Genomic DNA, 17,077 nt, shown 5'->3' on the forward strand with positions numbered 1-17,077 from the left:
TTTATAATTTTATCTTATTGTTCTTCCACCATCTACGTGGATTTTTTGACCTGTTACATAACTTGACATATCACTTGCAAAGAACAGAACAGCTTGAGCTGTTTCTTTCGGATCTCCAAAACGTCTTAGTGGTATTTCTTTTGTTACTCTGTTTCTCTTTTCTTCATCAAAGAATTCTTTTACCATGTTTGTTTCTGTAGGGCCTGGAGCAACTATGTTACATCTTATACCGTTTACTCCATGATTTTGTGCGATTGAGCGCATTAAAAGTTCTACTGCAGCTTTACTCATTGCATATGGACCGTTTCCGCTGCTTGGTTGTGCAACCGCAGAAGATGATATGCTTACAATGCTTCCTCCTGTTCCTTGTTCTTCCATTTGTTTTAAAGTAAGTGTTGTCATATAATATGTTCCATCTATGTTTGTTTTCATTACTTTATGATATTCTTCATCCGTTATATCAAGGATATTACCTTTTGAAAGTCCCATTCCTGAGTTATTAACTAAAATGTCAATATGTCCAAAAGCATCAAGAGTTTCTTTTATAATTTTTTTGCAATCATCGTAATTAGAAATATCTGCTTTTACTGTTATTGCTTTTGAACCCATTTGTTCAATTTCTTTTTTTACTTCATTGGCTTCTTTTTCGCTTGATCTGTAATTTATTACAACAGATGCATGGTTTTTGCCAAATAATTTTGCAACTTCTTTTCCTATGCCTGTTCCAGCGCCTGTCACTATTGCAACTTTGTTTGTTAACATTTTAAATCTCCTTTTTTATTTGCATTTATTTTTGTTTTAAATTCTATTAAAACAATGTTATCTTTATTATATGATATCACATTATAAATAAAAGTGTCAATAAACATAATTATCTTTTCTTAAAATTCACAAATGGTAATTCTCTTTAAACAAAAAAGAACAGATAAAAATCTGTTCTTTATGTAAAGTACTATTTCATTCGGTCTAATAGAATTGTGTTTCGTTCTTTAAGATAAATCTTTTAACAATAAATACTTAAAAATAAAATGTAATTAAATTAATTATTTAACAGCGTTAATTAAATCTTCTTTGAATTGATTTAAACCAACACCTGTAAGTAGGCATCTACCGTTTAAAAGAACTGTATCACCGATATCTCCAGGAATATCTGTTGTACCAACGATTACGTCTGGTTTAATAACTTTTACTTTTGAAGCAGCTTCAGCAGCTTTACATTGAACTGTTTTTACTTGAATACCAGCTTCTTTACAAATTCCTTCACATTTTTTTGCAGCTACTGTAGATGTAGCAATACCTGTTCCACATGCAACTAAAATAGTTTTCATATAATAAAATCCTCCATTAATTAAATAAATAATAAAATCCTATTATTTACCAAAATATGTACTTTTAAAAAGATTTATTTAAAGCAACTTTTATTACAAACGGTTATTCCGTTTTGTACTTAATTTGAATTTGAACTTAACAGCTTGACAATAACGGAAAATAATTCTTTTTTAAATTCTGCGACCCCATTTTGTGTAATTAATGATTTTCCGTTTATGACAGGTATATTAAATTCTTCGTTTAATTCAGCGGTTGTAACGATTATATTGGGATCAATCATTTTTGCTCTTGCTTTGGCATCGCTGACTTTGCATTGATAAGTTTCAATATCAATATTTTCTTCTTTGCAAATTGATTTAAGCTTTTCTGATGCTAAAGTTGATGTTGCGACACCACTTCCGCATATAACAAGTATAGTAATCATAATTATCCTTTCACGTTACTTTTGCACAACACTATTATAACATAAATATAAATAATTTAAACAATAAAATTGTGTTTTTTTTAAAAAAGTTCGATGCTGTTACATTTGTCATGCTTTAGAATTAATAACATTTTTTTATTAGAACTTTATATTTCTAAATAGCATTTTAATGTTTTATTTGTTTTTTTTCAATATATTTATACAATAAATTTATAAAAAAATATATATTTTTTAAATGTTAAATTTTTATTAATAATTGTGTATAATATTGATGAAGAAAGTTATAAATGATAGAATTATAAATTATATTATTGTGCGCCTGTAGCTTAATGGATAGAGCAAGCGGCTTCGGCCCGCTTAGTGGGGGTTCGACTCCTCTCAGGCGTACCACTTGGAGAATGTAAGCATGGAGAGGGAAAAAAAGAGAAGAATATTATTTTTAATTCTATTTTATATTTTTATAATGTTTGTTTTTGTTCTTTTGCTTGGAGGTAATATAAAATACAATCCAACAATAAGATATTCTGTTAAATCTTTGTTTGCCGGACTTGATTATGAAAAATTGGTTTTACATAATAATTATGATGCACAGATAGATTCCCCTTTTTTAACAAAAGAAGATTTGAATAAAATGGATTTATCGAATGTAGATAATTTGATGATAGTAGCTCATCCTGATGATGAAACATTATGGTCAGCCATGGAGCTTATAAAGGAAGATTACTTGGTATTATGTATTACAAATGGTAAAGAAACCGGAAATATTAGGTATAATGAACTAACTGATGTAATGAAAAAAACAAATGATAAATATATAGTACTTTCTTATCCTGATGCATATAAATTTAGGAGAGTTGACTGGAAAAAAGTCGGAGTAATGGATTATATAACAAAGGATATTGAAACTGTTTTGTTATATAAAAATTGGAATAAGGTTGTAACGCATAATCCTGAAGGTGAATATGGACATATTCATCATATATACGTTAATAATATTACTACCGGATTATATAATAAATATATAAATAAAGATACATTGTTTTACTTTACAAAATATTATGATAAGGGAGAACTTTTTAGGGTTGACAATTATCTTTCTCCATTAACTCAACAACAGGTTGAAGAAAAGATGGATCTTTTAGATTTATATAAATCTCAACCCGGAGCTTTTGTAAAATATGGACAGATGATTAAGTACGAAAAGATAGTAAATGCTAAGGATTTTGAAAGCAGTATATAACTTGTAATTAGATAGTTTTATGTTATAATTATATCAAATTATTTTTGTTTTGGAGGATTATTATGAACGCAAAAAAAGCTTTGGTTATTGTTGAGGGATTGGTTGTTGTAGCATTATTAATTTGGGTTTTATTTTTTAAATAATATTATTTATTAAAGGGGATATCTATGAATAATTTTATTAATCGTGCAGTAATTAGAGATAGAGCCAAGGAATTACTTAAAGGAAAATTCTGGTATATTATAGGTTCATTTTTCCTTGTTTATTTAGTGCAAGTAGCATTTTCTGTTTTAGGCGGGTTTATTGCAGACGAGTCTTTTATTTTAAGTATTGCAATATCTATTATAAATTTATATGTTTCTGCAGCATTTACAATAGGTTTATTTAGGCTTATTTTTGAATTGGATGATGGAAAAGAATTTAACATTACAAATCTTTTCTTATATTTTACAAGGTTTAAAGAATGTTTAATTCCTGCATTAATTGAGCTTATTTTTGTATTAGTCTGTGTTATATTATATGTTATTTTTGCTATGATATTTTTAGCAGGGGATATATATTCATTAATGTATGCTTATCCATATGTTTCAGATAATATGCTATACAGTGTTCTTGCATCAATGATGCCTAAAATGTTCCTTTTTACAATTATATTAGGAATTATATTCTCTTTCTTAAATGTAATTCCTTTAAGTGGATATGCAATTTCTGCAAAAGGTGATAATCGACTTTTAAATAATTTGTTTTCAAATTCATTTAAAATTGGTTTAAATAACATAAAAGATTATATATTTATGTTACTATATTTCTTTGCTTTAGGGATTGTCTTTTTTATTTTATACCTCATATTCTATATGATAATAGGTTTTATTGCTTTTATATTATGGCCTGTAGGTCTTATTTTAATCTTAGCTTTATTATTTGGTGCATTTGTGTTTTTTGTTTGGAGTGAAATGTCTTTTGCATTATTATGTAAGAAATTTATTGAAAAAGAAATATACTTAAAATATGAACAATATGGCAGTTACTCTAATAACAATTTTAATTATGGTAATCAATATAATAATTATACAAACGATACAAATGTTTATAATGAAAATAATAAAGATAGTATATACTATGAAACCAATAATGATGGAAACAAAACAACTGAAGATAATATCGTTGATGTAGATAAAAATAATAATATTGATACAAGTCTTGAAAAAGGTGAGTTTGATATTGAAGCTTTAAAAAAGCAACAAGAAAATAAAGAAATGTAAAAAGAACGAGAAATCGTTCTTTTTTTTATGAAAAATCTAAATACAATCATATAAATTTAAGGATAATTTAAGATTGATAAAGTAAAATATTAAATGTATAATTATAAATAAAATTTTATAAAAATTATTTGTTTTGTTAGCTTTTTTGGATTTATAAGGATATAACTATTTAAAATGATTTTATAAATATAAATAGATTAAATTTTCTGAATTTTTACTTATTTATGTTTCCCATATAGATAAAATATGATATAATGAATTAATTATACTTAACTTGTAAGCTGGGGGAGGTTTATATGTTACAAAAAGAAGACAATACTCAAAAAAAATATGCATTTATGAAAGATACTTTAAGTATGCTATATAAAAAATATGGTTATGAACAAATAACAATACCAATGTTTATGCCTTATGATTTATATAAAAAATATGATATTAGTCATAGCAATGAACAATTAAAATTAATTGATGGGGAAGGTAATATTCTTGTAATAAGACCAGATGCAACCTTTCATGTTTTAAAAACTGTTGCTAATATGAAAAATAAAGAAAGCGAAAAATATTTTTACGAATCAAAAGTATTTAGAAATAAATTTAAAGATTATACTTTAGATGAAATTAACCAAACAGGAGTTGAATGTTTCTTAAAAGAAAGTGACTTAGTAGACAGTGACATTATTGCACTTGCTCTTAATAGTGTTTTTGCTCTTGGAATTGAAGATATAAGACTTGATTTATCTCATGCAGATTTTGTTTACGGACTTATAGAAGAAATACATGAAATAAAAAAAGAAGAGGTAGAAACTGTTCATAAATACATAGAACAAAAAAACAGTGCAGACTTAATAAGCTTTTTGGACGGAAGAAATATAGATAAAAAATATCTAGATAAACTTATTGATATATGTATGCTTTTTGGTGACTTTGAAGATGTAATGAATAAAGCAAGAGACATAGCCGTTAATGATAAAATGAATAATGCTCTTGATAAAATTGAAGGCGTTTATGAACTTTTAAAAATTCATGGTCTTGATAAGTTTGTTTACTTAGATTTAGGTTTTACAAACGCAATGCATTATTATAGTGGAATAATGTTTAAGATTTATTCTATTGATGCCGGAGGAGAAATCATTACAGGGGGAAGATATGATAGACTTGCAAAAAAATTCGCAGGTAGACAAGGTGCATGTGGATTTAGTCAAAACTTAGATTTAACTTCTCAAATACTTAAAGAAGATACAAAATTCTTCGGGGTAGATTATGTAGTTCATTGTTTGGAAAGCGATAGTAAAAAAGGTATTGAAGTTTCAAATAAATTAAGACAAAAAGGCTATAATGTTTCAATGGTAGCAGATAAGAGTTTTAAGGTTGTAGCAAAAGAAAATAATAAAACCTTAAAAGAAAATGAATTATTAGATATTTTAGGAGAGTAATATGATAAAAATAGCAGTTGCAAAAGGAAGAGTAGCAAAACAAGCCATAAAGTTGTTTAATGAATTCGGTATTACTTTTTCCGAATTTGATTTGAATAGAAAACTTATTTTAAACAGCGATGATAACAGTGTACAAATGGTTCTTGTAAAACCAAGTGATACTCCTATATATGTAGAAAGCGGAGTATGTGATTGTGGTATTGTAGGTAAGGATATACTTCTTGAAGATAATCCTGATGTATATAGATTGTTCCCTTTAAATATTGGAAAATGTAAAATGTGTGTTGCAGGATTTAAAGGTACAGATGTAAAGAATATGAAGCAAATTGTTGCTGCTTCAAAATTTGTAAATATTGCAAAAGAATATTTTGACAAACTTGGAATAAAAGCAAAAATTATAAAAATAAACGGTTCCGTTGAGCTTGCACCACTTCTTAAAATGTCAGATGTAATAGTTGATATTGTTGAAAGCGGGGTTACTTTAAAAGAAAACGGACTTTGTGTATTGGAAGAAATTTTTGATATATATTCTGTTTTTATCGTAAATAAAGCAAGTTTAAAAATGAAACATTCTTCATTAAAACCATTTATAGAAAACTTAAAAGCAGCAAATGAAAGAATGGAGTAAAAATATGAAAATAATAGATTTAAAAAATAAAGAAAATTATTTAGATATATTAAAAGAAATTTTACAAAGACATGGTAATAAGTTAAACGAAGTAGAAAAAATTGTTGAAAATATAATTAATGACGTAAAAGAAAATAAAGATGAAGCTTTAAAAAGAATGATGAAAGACTTTGACCATGTTGAAGTTAAAAGTTTAAGAGTTGATAAAGAAGAAATAAAAAAAGCATATGAAAATGCAGATGAATATTTTATTGAAGTATTAAAAGAAAGTAAAGAAAATATAGAAAAATATCATAAGAACCAAAAATATTCTCATTTTGATATGGATGAAGGAACAAAAAGACTAACTCAAAAAGTTACTCCTATCGAAAGAGTGGGATTATATATTCCAGGCGGGAAAAGTCCTTATCCTTCAACTGTTCTTATGAATTCGATACCTGCAAAAGTTGCTGGAGTAAAGGAAATTGCCCTTATTACTCCTCCTGATAAAGAAGGAAAAGTAAATCAAAATATTCTTGCTGCGGCTTATGTTTGCGGAGTTGATGAAATTTACTTATCAGGTGGTGCCGGAGCAATAGCGGCTCTTGCTTATGGAACAGAGAGCATAAAACCCGTATATAAAATTTGTGGTCCTGGAAACTTATTTGTTGCAGAAGCAAAAAGAAAAGTTTATGGTGATGTAGATATAGATATGCTTGCCGGACCAAGCGAAGTTTTAGTGATTGCCGATGAAAATGCAAATCCTGTTTATGTTGCTGCTGACTTATTATCTCAAGCAGAACATGACGAGAATGCGGCTTGTATTTTGGTTACTACAAGCGAAAAATTGGCAAAAGAAGTTGAAAAAGAAGTATACAGACAATTAAAAGAACTTACAAAAGAAGATATAGCTTCAAAAGCTGTTGAAAATTACGGAATGATATTCCTTGTTGAAGATATAGACAAAGCCTTTGCTGTTGCGAATGAAATAGCACCGGAACATTTGGAAATATCTCTTGAAAATCCTTTTGACTATATAGATAAAGTCCAAAATGCAGGAAGTGTATTTATGGGTGAATATACTCCTGAACCTGTGGGAGATTATTTTGCAGGCTCAAATCATACAATTCCTACATCAGGTAAAGCAAAGTTTTATTCCCCATTATCAACTTATGATTTTATGAAAAGAACAAGTATAGTTTATTATTCAAGAGAAGAACTTATGAAGCATAAAGATAAAATCATTGCATTTGCAAACAAAGAGGGGCTTACTGCCCATGCAAAAGCTGTTGAAAGGAGATTTGAATAATGGATATAAGAGAGCTTGTTGTTCCAGCCTTAAAAGATTATGAATGTTACAAGGCTGCGGGACAGGATTACAGAATAATATTAAATGCAAATGAGCATTATGAAAATTTTCTTTCAACAAAACTTCAAAATGATTTTATTGAAAAAATGAAAAATATCAATATAAATCGTTATCCGGATCCTGATGCAAAAAAATTAAGAAAAGCATATGCAGATTTAATAAATGTTGATATGGATAAATTGATTGCAACTTCAGGCTCAGATGAAGGTATTACTATAATCAGTGCTACTTTTGTGGATAAAGATGATGTTGTGATGAGTTGTGATCCTACGTTTTCAATGTATGGTCAAGCAGCTATTTTAGCAAAGGGTAAATATATAGGAATAGAAAGTGATAAAGAAGATTTTACTCCTGACATTGATACATTAATAAAAAGAGCAAATGAAGAGAATGCAAAAATAATTTATATATGCACACCAAACAATCCAACAGGATATTTGTATTCAAAGGATGACATAAAAAAAGTTATTGACAATACAAGTGCTATGGTTGTAATAGATGAAGCATATATTCATTTTGCAGAAGGTGAAAACCTTGATTTGCTTGATTACAGTAATAGAGTAATAATTTTAAGAACCTTATCCAAAGCATTTAGCGGTGCGGGACTAAGAGTTGGGTTTATAATTGCAAATAAAGAAGTTATTGATTTCTTATATGCCGCAAAAGCTCCATATAATTTATCAGTTACTTCTCAAACAGCAGGAGAGGTTTTGGTTGAAAACCATAAATACATAGAAGATGAAATAGAAGTTATAAAGGAACAAAGAGACAGGATTGTCGATGTACTAAAAGAGTGTGAAGGCGTATTTATATTTCCACTAAACGCAAACTTTATAACAATAAGAAGTGATAAGGCATATAAACTTTATGAAGAATGCGAAAAGAAAAGCATATCTATAAGGGCATATGGTAAAAGCCTTGAAAATATAGTTAGAATAACCGTTGGAAGTAAAGCAGAAAACGATGAACTTATTGAAGTAATAAAGGAGGTTTTCTAAATGAGATCAAGTTATGAACATAGAATAACAAAAGAAACCGACATTGAAATTAATTTGAATTTAGATGGAAGTGGTAATGTTTATGCTGATACGGGGGTAGGTTTTTTTAATCACATGATTACTCTTTTAGCATCTCATTCAAAATTTGATATAGACATTAAGGCAAAAGGTGATTTTGAAGTTGATAATCATCATACCGTAGAGGATATAGGGATTGTTTTAGGTAAATGCTTTAAAGAAGCTGTAGGAGATAAAAGAGGCATTAACAGATATTCAACTTTTTTCGTTCCTATGGATGAAGTTCTTGCAAGAGTAAGTGTTGATGTTAGCGGCAGAGGATATCTTGTATATGAAAATCCTTTTAATGTTGAAAGAATAGGTGACTTTGAAACTGAAATATTAGAAGACTTCTTATATGCATTTTGCATAAACGGAGGGCTTAATCTTAATATAAAAATATTAGACAAAGGTAATAATCATCATATGTGTGAAGCTATCTTTAAAGCTTTAGCCAGAGCTTTAAAAGAAGCTGTTACAATTACAAGTGATGAAATTCCTTCAAGTAAAGGTGTATTATGATAGGTATTATAGATTACGGTGCAGGAAATTTAAAGAATGTATACAATGCTCTTTTAAGGCTTGGATTTGACAGTGTTATTACAAATGACAAAGACGTTCTTTCGAAATGCGATAAACTTATTATTCCAGGCGTTGGAGCTTTTGGGGATGGGATGGAAGGTTTAGTAGAAAATGACTTGATAGACTTTATTGATAACTGGGTAGAAGAAGATAAGTATCTTCTTGGGATTTGTCTTGGAATGCAGTTATTATTTGAAAAAAGTTATGAAATGGGAGAGCATAAAGGTCTTTGTTATATAAAAGGAGAAATTGTTCCTTTTGATATACCTAAAGAATATAAAGTTCCTCATATGGGATGGAATGAACTTGTTATTAATAGAGAAGATAACATTGTTAAAGGCATAAATAACGGAGAATATGTTTACTTTGTTCATTCTTATCATGCAGATAAGATGAATGATGAAAACTTAATTGCTTACAGTGAATATCATTATAAAGTTCCTGCAATTGTTAGAAACGGTAATGTTATAGGTATGCAATTTCATCCTGAAAAAAGCGATAAGACAGGAGAAAAATTACTTTTAAACTTTTTGGGAGAATAAATATGATAATTTATCCAGCAATAGATATAAGAAACAGTAAATGTGTAAGACTTTCACAAGGAGATTATGACAAAGAGACGGTTTACTTTAACAGTCCTTTGTCGGTTGCAAAAGATTTTGAAAAAAAAGGTGTTAAATATCTTCATGTAGTCGATTTGGATGCTGCTTTACTTGGTCAGATGCAAAACTATGATGTTATAAAAAGCATTATAGAAAATACAAACATGAAAGTTGAAGTAGGCGGAGGAATCAGAGGAGAAGAACAAATAAAAAAATATGTGGATATCGGTGTTGATAGGGTGTCCATAGGAACAAAGGCTGTTAAGGATTTTGATTTTTTGAAGGAAATGGCAGATAAATACCCGTATAAAATCAGTCTTTCATTAGATGTTAAAGATGAATATGTATATATAAAAGGCTGGAGTGAAAACAGCGGTATTTTAATATGGGATTACCTTGAAAAAATAAAATATTTACCTCTTGTAAGCATTGTAGTTACGGATATAAAAAAAGACGGAATGCTTTCAGGTCCAAGCTTTGAGCTTTACAAAAGATTAAGTGAAGCTACAAAACATAATATTGTCGTTTCAGGAGGAATATCTTCTCTTGAGGATATTAATAAATTAAGAGAAAACGATACTTATGCTGTTATTGTAGGTAAGGCATTATATGAAAATAAATTTAAAGTAGAGGATTTGGTATGTTAGCAAAAAGAATTATACCTTGTCTTGATGTTGATCACGGCAGAGTTGTTAAAGGTAAAAATTTTGCAAATATAAAGGATGTTGATGATCCTGTTAAACTTGGAAAAAATTACTCTAAGCTTGGTGCCGATGAGCTTGTGTTTTATGATATAACTGCATCAAGCGATGAAAGAGATATCTTTATTCATACAGTTGAAAATATTGCAAAAGAGGTTTCTATTCCTTTTACAATCGGAGGAGGAATAAGAACGGTAGAAGATTTTAGAAAAGTTCTTTTAGCCGGAGCAGATAAGGTAAGCGTAAACTCAAGCGCTGTTGTGAATCCAAGCATAATAAGTGACGGAGCAAAAAAATTTGGTTCCCAGTGCGTTGTTTTATCTATTGACGCAAAGAGGAATGAAAAAAACAGTTGGGATGTTTATGTAAAAGGTGGTAGAGAAAATACTCATATTGATGCAATTGAATGGGCAAAAAAAGGTGAAGACCTTGGAGCCGGTGAAATTTGTATTAATTCCATTGATACTGACGGTGTAAAAGATGGGTTTGATCTTGAGTTAATAGAAAAGTTAAATGATGTTTTATCTATTCCTATTATTGCATCCGGAGGTGCCGGAAAAATGGAACATTTCTTGGAAGTATTAAAGTGTGGAGCAGATGCTGCTCTTGCTGCCAGTGTATTCCATTTTGGTGAAATAGATATAATGGATTTAAAAAGATATTTAAAAGATAATGATATAGAAATGAGGATATAAAATGGAATTTAAAGATTTTAAATTGGATGAAAGCGGACTTTTACCCGTTATTGTTCAAAATTATAAGACTAAAAAAGTTCTTATGCTTGGTTATATGAACGAACAGGCTTATAATGATACATTAGAAACAGGAAAAGTTAATTTTTATTCAAGAAGCAGAAAAACACAATGGTTAAAAGGAGAAAGCAGTAAGAATTATTTAAATGTTGTAAGTATTGCTAGTGATTGTGATAATGATACTTTGCTTATAAATGCAAATCCTGACGGACCAACTTGTCATACAGGAAGTGAAAGCTGCTTTTTCAATGATATAGTAAAAGCTGATAAAGATGAAAGTGCAGAAATCTTATTTACAATTCAAGATACAATAAATGAAAGAAAAGAAGGAATAAAAAATCTTGAAAAGATGCCTACAAAATATGAAGGTTCTTATACTCAGTATCTTTTAATTGAAGGTATAGATAAGATTTGTAAAAAAATTGGTGAAGAAAGTGCGGAAACTATTGTTGCCGCTAAAAACAATAATAAAGAAGAAATTATAGGGGAAGCAAGCGACCTTATATATCATTTGTTGGTACTTTTAAATGACAGAGATGTAAATATAGAGGACATATTTGCTAAGTTAAATTCAAGACATAAATAATATAATTTTATCAAACAAAGGAGGGCTAAAATGAGACATAAAGGAACAGAAATAAATTTCTCTGATATTACGCCTGAAATAAAAAAATTAAGTAAGACATGTGAAGATAACTGTTTTATTGATCAAGAACTTTATAAGATACATAATGTAAACAGAGGGCTTAGGGATAAAAACGGTGTTGGTGTTTTAACTGGGCTTACAGAAATATCTGATGTTTGCGGAAGTAAAATAGTAGACGGTAAAAAAACATCAATAGACGGATATTTAAGATACAGAGGCATTCCTATTGAATCGTTGGTTGACGGATTTATTGAAGATAACAGATTTGGTTTTGAAGAAGTAACATATTTGCTTCTTACTGGAAAGCTGCCTAAAAAAGATGAACTTAAATCATTTGAGGCTCAAATTGCAAAATATAGAAGTTTACCGCCTTCTTTTGTTAGGGATATTATAATGAAATCTCCAAGTGTTGATGTTATGAACACTATGGCGAGAAGTGTATTAACGCTATATGCTTATGATGAACATCCTGATGATATTTCAATCGATAATGTTCTTAGACAATGTATTCATTTAATATCAATTTTCCCTATGATTGCAGTATACGGATATCAAGCAAGTATGCATTATAATAACGGAGAAAGTTTATTCATTCATTCTCCAAAACCAGACCTTTCAACAGCGGAAAATGTTCTACATATGCTTCGTCCGGACAGCAAATATACAAAACTTGAAGCAAGAATTCTTGACCTGGCTCTTGTTTTACATGCAGAACATGGGGGAGGAAATAACTCTTCATTTACAATGCATGTAGTATCTTCTTCAGGTACGGATACATATTCTGCCGTTGCGGCTTCTCTTGCATCTTTAAAAGGTCCAAAACACGGTGGTGCAAACGTGAAAGTTGTAAATATGTTTGAAGAACTTAAAAGAGCAGTTAAGGACTGGAAAGACGAAGAAGAAGTTTCACGTTATCTAAATAAGATTTTGGATAAAGATGCTTTTGATAAACAAGGTTTAATTTATGGTGTAGGTCATGGTATATATTCTTCTTCTGACCCAAGAGCATTGATATTTAAGTATTTTGTTGGAAAATTATCAGAAGAAAAGGGGCTTAAAGAAGAATTTGAATTATATGAATTGGTAGAAAGATTAGCTCCTGAAATTATAGCTTCAAGATTTAGAACATATAAAGACATTTGTATTAACATAGACTTTTACAGTGGATTTGTTTATAAAATGTTAGGCATACCAAAGGAATTATTTACTCCTTTATTTGCAATTGCAAGAATTTCCGGTTGGTCTGCTCATAGGCTTGAAGAACTTATAAATGCAAGCAAGATTATAAGACCTGCATATATGAATGTTCAAGAAAAAAGAGAGTATATTCCTATTGATGAAAGATAAAAGATGCTTTATGCATCTTTTTTGTTTTTATAATATAACAAACTTCCAAGAAGTATCATAAATAAACCTATAACTTGAATTATGGTGAATTTTTCACCTAAGAATATTATTCCTGCAAGAGTTGATATTAAAACGGTTATATTATTCATAAGCCCAACACTTATTACGCTTATACTTTTTACTGCATAATTATTTAAGTAAAATACAAGTATTGTTGCAAGCAGGGATAGATATAGTATTCCAAAGATAAAATCTTTAAGAAAAATTATTTCTAAAATATCTATTGTAGGGTTTAGAAAGAAGAAAACAAAAAACATTATTGTAAAAGCAATAAATCCATAAAAAATTTGGTAAATTGATACTGCATTTATGTCTTTAATTTTAAGCTTCTTTAGTTTTCCTTGATAGTAGGCTCTTGAAAAAATAGATAAAATAATAAGTATGGTTCCTAAAAAAGCAAATTCGGTTTTATTGGTATTTAAAGATGAAACACTTGCAATGAGCGTACCTAAAACACATATTCCCATAAACATACTTTCTTTTAAGGTAGGTTTTTCTTTTAATAAAAAATAACTTACTATAACATTTGCAATGGGAATAAGGGCTATAAGAACACTTACGGTTGTTACGGGACATAACATTACACCTATTGTTTGAAAAGAAAAATTTATTACCGGATTATAAAAAGACAGTCTAAATAAATCTTTATTTTTAAAAGACAGATGAATTTTTATTTTTCTTATATAAAAAATTAAAAGCATAAATATAAATGCAATAAAAAATCTTATGCTTAAAACTAAAAAAACATTATTATGGGATAATTTTATTAAATCTTTTATAAAGATATACTGCATTCCCATTATTAAACTCATTATTATCGTTGCAATATATCCTTTTTTATCGCTACTCATAATAGTAGTATATGTAAAAAAAATTCAAATATAAAAAAAACAGAGAATAACTCTGTTTTAGTCAAGCATGCTGTATGCAATTTTATCAAGTTCTTCGCTTGTTAAATTTTCGTTTATATCAATTTTTTGAACCAAGTCATAAAAGGTTCCTTTTAAAAATTTTTTTAAAGTATATCCTAAAAAAACTTTTTTTGTTACATATATGTCATACTTGTCATTACTTGCTCTTAATTCGTTAAAATTACTTTTCATGTCATACTCCTATGTTTTATTAAATTATATGATATAATAACCAAGTAGAAAAATCAATAATTTAAAGGTATTTTTATGAGAGAAAACTTCAGTGAAAATTTAAATAAAAAAATAAAACTGCTTCCTCAAAATAGTGGCGTATATCTTATGAAAGATGAGAATGGTACTATTATTTACGTTGGAAAAGCAAAGGTTCTTAAAAATAGGGTAACCCAATATTTTAGAAAAAATTCAAATCATACACCTAAAGTTCTTAAAATGGTTGAGAATATTGCTGATTTTGAATATATTATTACTTCCAACGAAATGGAAGCGTTGATTTTAGAGTGTAACTTAATAAAAAAATACAGGCCTTATTATAATATTTTAATGCGAGATGATAAGACATATCCATATATTAAGCTTACAACTAAAGATGAATATCCAAAATTATTTATAACAAGAAAATATGTAAATGACGGAAATAAATATTTTGGACCATACGCAAATGCAACATATGCAAAGAAAACAGTAAGTACAATAAATGAATTATATCCAATTGCAATGTGTAAGAAAGAATTAAAGTATGGAGTTAAAAAGGGTAATGTATGTCTAAATTATCATATCGGACAATGCCTTGGAGTTTGTCAGGGAAATGTTAATAAAGACTTATATAATTCATATATAAAAGAAATAACAGATATTCTAAATGGTAAAACAGGTAAAATAATATCAAGTCTTGAAAGCAAAATGAATGCTTACAGCGAAAATTTAGACTTTGAAAATGCCGGTAAGGTAAGAGATAAGATTTTTGCAATAAAAGGGCTTAAAAGCGAGCAGAATGTCTCTAATGCCACAGCAGACAACATGGATATACTTGGTCTTGCAATGGGGGAAGATATGGCTTGCGTACAGGTTTATGCCTTAAGGGATAAAAAAATTGTAGGAAGAGAGAATTATATTTTAAAAGGGCAAAACGAAAAAGATGCAGGAGAAGTTTTGTCTGCTTTTGTAAAACAATTTTATACAAATACTCCTTTTATTCCTCCTTTTATATTGGTAGAAAGGGAGTTTGATGATATTGAAAATATACAAAATCTTCTTAGTGAATTAAAAACTACAAAAGTCCAAATTAAAGTTCCTATAAGAGGAGAAAAGAAAAAATTATTAAAACTTGCTACTGATAATGCAAAATTAAATCTTGAAAATATTGTAGGCAAAGAAAAACAAAGAATACTTATGGAAAAGAAAGCCGTTGAAGAAATAAATGATTATGCTGGAATAATAAAAGAAGGTAACTTTAGATATGAAGCATATGATATTTCAAACACTTCCGGAGTTGACAGCGTCGGTGTTATGGTAGTGTTTGACGGAGCAAAAAGGAATAATAAAGCTTACAGAAAGTTTAGAATAAAATCAGTAGAAGGTCCAAATGATTACGGAAGCATGGTTGAAGTAGTATTCAGAAGACTTAACAGAGCAAGAAAAGAAATGGAAGAACAAGATGAAAATGCAAGGTTTTTACCTCTTCCTGATATTATATTTGTAGATGGTGGAATAGGTCATGTGAATGCAATAAAAAATGTTGTAGATACGTTTGGATTTAATATTAAAGTTTTAGGGCTTGGGAAAAACAACAAACATAAATTAAAGGAAGTTGTTAAAGACAGCGAAGAAGCAAGAAACATAAAAGATTTTGAATATGCAAAAAAACTTCTTAATGATATAAGTGAAGAGGTTCATAGATATGCTATTGATTATCATAAAAACTTAAGAAGTAAAAGTTTCTTAAAAACTACATTGGAAGAAATTGAGGGGATAGGAAAAGTAAAATGCAGAAATTTACTTACTCATTTTAAAAACTTAGAGGAAATAAAGAATGCTTCAATCGAAGAGATTATGAAAGTTGACGGGATGAATGAAGCTTTGGCAAAAAAAGTTAAAGATTATCTAAAAAATGATTAGGGAGAGCCAATGGATAAGAATTTTTATTTAAAACTTTATGAACCATATAAAAAAGATTTAGCTAAAAAAAGAAGGCTTAATATTCTTGATAAGATAGTAACATATTCTGTATTTATTTCTTTTCCTGTTTTTTTGATAATAGGATTTCTTATGGGGAAAGATTTTGTATTAAGGCTTGTTCTTACTACTTTTATTCCTTTTGTTCTTTTAAGTTTTTTTAGAAAACTATTTAACTTTAAAAGACCATATGAAGTTTTTAATATTACTCCTGTTTTGGATAAGGATACTAAAGGTAAATCTTTTCCAAGCAGACATGTTTTTTCTGCTTTTCTTATAGCCAGCTCTTGTTTATTTGTTAACTATTATTATGGTATTTTTGTTTTAATTCTTGGAGTTCTTCTTATGTATATAAGAGTCGTTGGGGGAGTCCATTTTTTAAGAGATGTGCTTTTCGGTATGGGGCTTGGAATCTTATGTGGAGTAATAGGAATGACAATAAATATACCTTTTTTACATTAATATTTAAATTGCAACCGTAAGTTTACATAAAAACTTAAAGTTGCAAATAAAAGTTGGTAGAAAAAACGGTAATGCTCTATTAATATTATTGCAAACAGGAGG

At 28.7% G+C, this 17,077-nt stretch carries 19 protein-coding genes and 1 tRNA gene; 15 read left to right on the forward strand and 5 right to left on the reverse strand.

Translation table 11 applies throughout. The annotated features are described in order from the left end of the window. Positions 1-9: 9 nt before the first annotated feature. From V2W16_RS05715 to V2W16_RS05725, 3 genes are all read right to left on the reverse strand, one after another. Positions 10-762 (reverse strand): SDR family NAD(P)-dependent oxidoreductase, encoded by a 753-nt coding sequence (locus V2W16_RS05715; RefSeq protein ID WP_329382912.1) that lies wholly within the window; start codon positions 760-762, stop codon positions 10-12. A gap of 281 nt (positions 763-1,043) precedes the next feature. Beyond that, positions 1,044-1,328, reverse strand: a complete 285-nt coding sequence (locus V2W16_RS05720; RefSeq protein ID WP_329382915.1) for a PTS sugar transporter subunit IIB — start codon at positions 1,326-1,328, stop codon at positions 1,044-1,046. A 119-nt stretch (positions 1,329-1,447) separates the two neighbouring features. Next, on the reverse strand, positions 1,448-1,753 hold the full coding sequence (locus V2W16_RS05725; protein ID WP_329382919.1) for a PTS sugar transporter subunit IIB: 306 nt from the start codon (positions 1,751-1,753) through the stop codon (positions 1,448-1,450). A 315-nt stretch (positions 1,754-2,068) separates the two neighbouring features. Here V2W16_RS05725 and V2W16_RS05730 point away from each other — a divergent pair. The 13 genes from V2W16_RS05730 to V2W16_RS05790 all read left to right on the forward strand — a co-directional run bounded on the left by V2W16_RS05730 (position 2,069) and on the right by V2W16_RS05790 (position 13,349). Beyond that, a tRNA-Arg gene (locus tag V2W16_RS05730) sits at positions 2,069-2,143 on the forward strand. Between the two features lie 16 nt (positions 2,144-2,159). Next, the gene (locus V2W16_RS05735; protein WP_329382922.1) at positions 2,160-2,993 is read left to right on the forward strand and encodes a PIG-L family deacetylase; all 834 of its coding nucleotides are present in this window, start codon (positions 2,160-2,162) and stop codon (positions 2,991-2,993) included. 167 nt (positions 2,994-3,160) lie between these two features. Beyond that, positions 3,161-4,255 carry a hypothetical protein gene (locus V2W16_RS05740; protein WP_329382926.1) on the forward strand — a complete coding sequence of 365 codons (1,095 nt, stop codon included), beginning with the start codon at positions 3,161-3,163 and terminating at the stop codon, positions 4,253-4,255. A 296-nt stretch (positions 4,256-4,551) separates the two neighbouring features. Then, the gene (locus V2W16_RS05745) at positions 4,552-5,688 is read left to right on the forward strand and encodes an ATP phosphoribosyltransferase regulatory subunit (protein WP_329382929.1); all 1,137 of its coding nucleotides are present in this window, start codon (positions 4,552-4,554) and stop codon (positions 5,686-5,688) included. A gap of 1 nt (position 5,689) precedes the next feature. Further along, positions 5,690-6,316, forward strand: coding sequence for an ATP phosphoribosyltransferase (gene hisG / locus V2W16_RS05750; RefSeq protein ID WP_138268044.1), 627 nt, complete (start codon positions 5,690-5,692; stop codon positions 6,314-6,316). Positions 6,317-6,320: 4 nt separating this feature from the next. Continuing rightward, positions 6,321-7,604: a histidinol dehydrogenase gene (gene hisD / locus V2W16_RS05755; RefSeq protein ID WP_329382934.1), complete on the forward strand. Its 1,284-nt coding sequence runs from the start codon at positions 6,321-6,323 to the stop codon at positions 7,602-7,604. Beyond that, the gene (gene hisC, locus V2W16_RS05760; protein ID WP_329382937.1) at positions 7,604-8,662 is read left to right on the forward strand and encodes a histidinol-phosphate transaminase; all 1,059 of its coding nucleotides are present in this window, start codon (positions 7,604-7,606) and stop codon (positions 8,660-8,662) included. Before hisD ends, hisC begins: the two co-directional genes overlap by 1 nt. Beyond that, positions 8,663-9,241 carry an imidazoleglycerol-phosphate dehydratase HisB gene (gene hisB, locus V2W16_RS05765; protein ID WP_329382940.1) on the forward strand — a complete coding sequence of 193 codons (579 nt, stop codon included), beginning with the start codon at positions 8,663-8,665 and terminating at the stop codon, positions 9,239-9,241. After that, a complete protein-coding gene (gene hisH / locus V2W16_RS05770; RefSeq protein ID WP_329382943.1) occupies positions 9,238-9,843 on the forward strand; it encodes an imidazole glycerol phosphate synthase subunit HisH in 606 nt (201 codons plus the stop codon). Before hisB ends, hisH begins: the two co-directional genes overlap by 4 nt. 2 nt (positions 9,844-9,845) lie before the next feature. Continuing rightward, a complete protein-coding gene (hisA, locus tag V2W16_RS05775) occupies positions 9,846-10,550 on the forward strand; it encodes a 1-(5-phosphoribosyl)-5-[(5-phosphoribosylamino)methylideneamino]imidazole-4-carboxamide isomerase (RefSeq protein WP_329382946.1) in 705 nt (234 codons plus the stop codon). Continuing rightward, a complete protein-coding gene (gene hisF / locus V2W16_RS05780) occupies positions 10,544-11,299 on the forward strand; it encodes an imidazole glycerol phosphate synthase subunit HisF (RefSeq protein WP_138268050.1) in 756 nt (251 codons plus the stop codon). The genes hisA and hisF overlap by 7 nt, the downstream gene beginning before the upstream one ends. Before the next feature lies 1 nt (position 11,300). Continuing rightward, positions 11,301-11,942: a bifunctional phosphoribosyl-AMP cyclohydrolase/phosphoribosyl-ATP diphosphatase HisIE gene (gene hisIE / locus V2W16_RS05785; protein ID WP_329382951.1), complete on the forward strand. Its 642-nt coding sequence runs from the start codon at positions 11,301-11,303 to the stop codon at positions 11,940-11,942. A 30-nt stretch (positions 11,943-11,972) separates the two neighbouring features. After that, positions 11,973-13,349, forward strand: coding sequence for a citrate/2-methylcitrate synthase (locus V2W16_RS05790; protein ID WP_329382955.1), 1,377 nt, complete (start codon positions 11,973-11,975; stop codon positions 13,347-13,349). Between the two features lie 8 nt (positions 13,350-13,357). On the opposite strand, the gene V2W16_RS05795 is transcribed toward V2W16_RS05790, so the two are convergent. Together V2W16_RS05795 and V2W16_RS05800 are read right to left on the reverse strand one after the other, a co-directional pair. Next, positions 13,358-14,260, reverse strand: a complete 903-nt coding sequence (locus tag V2W16_RS05795) for a DMT family transporter (RefSeq protein ID WP_329382957.1) — start codon at positions 14,258-14,260, stop codon at positions 13,358-13,360. A 57-nt stretch (positions 14,261-14,317) separates the two neighbouring features. Further along, a complete protein-coding gene (locus V2W16_RS05800; protein WP_138268054.1) occupies positions 14,318-14,512 on the reverse strand; it encodes a hypothetical protein in 195 nt (64 codons plus the stop codon). Between the two features lie 75 nt (positions 14,513-14,587). On the opposite strand from V2W16_RS05800, the gene uvrC reads away from it, so the two are divergent. Together uvrC and V2W16_RS05810 are read left to right on the forward strand one after the other, a co-directional pair. Beyond that, positions 14,588-16,456 (forward strand): excinuclease ABC subunit UvrC, encoded by a 1,869-nt coding sequence (gene uvrC / locus V2W16_RS05805; protein WP_329382961.1) that lies wholly within the window; start codon positions 14,588-14,590, stop codon positions 16,454-16,456. Positions 16,457-16,465: 9 nt separating this feature from the next. Further along, positions 16,466-16,975, forward strand: coding sequence for a phosphatase PAP2 family protein (locus V2W16_RS05810; RefSeq protein WP_329382963.1), 510 nt, complete (start codon positions 16,466-16,468; stop codon positions 16,973-16,975). Positions 16,976-17,077: the final 102 nt, after the last annotated feature.

Source organism: Anaerofustis butyriciformans (assembly GCF_036289385.1).
GTDB lineage: Bacteria > Bacillota > Clostridia > Eubacteriales > Anaerofustaceae > Anaerofustis > Anaerofustis butyriciformans.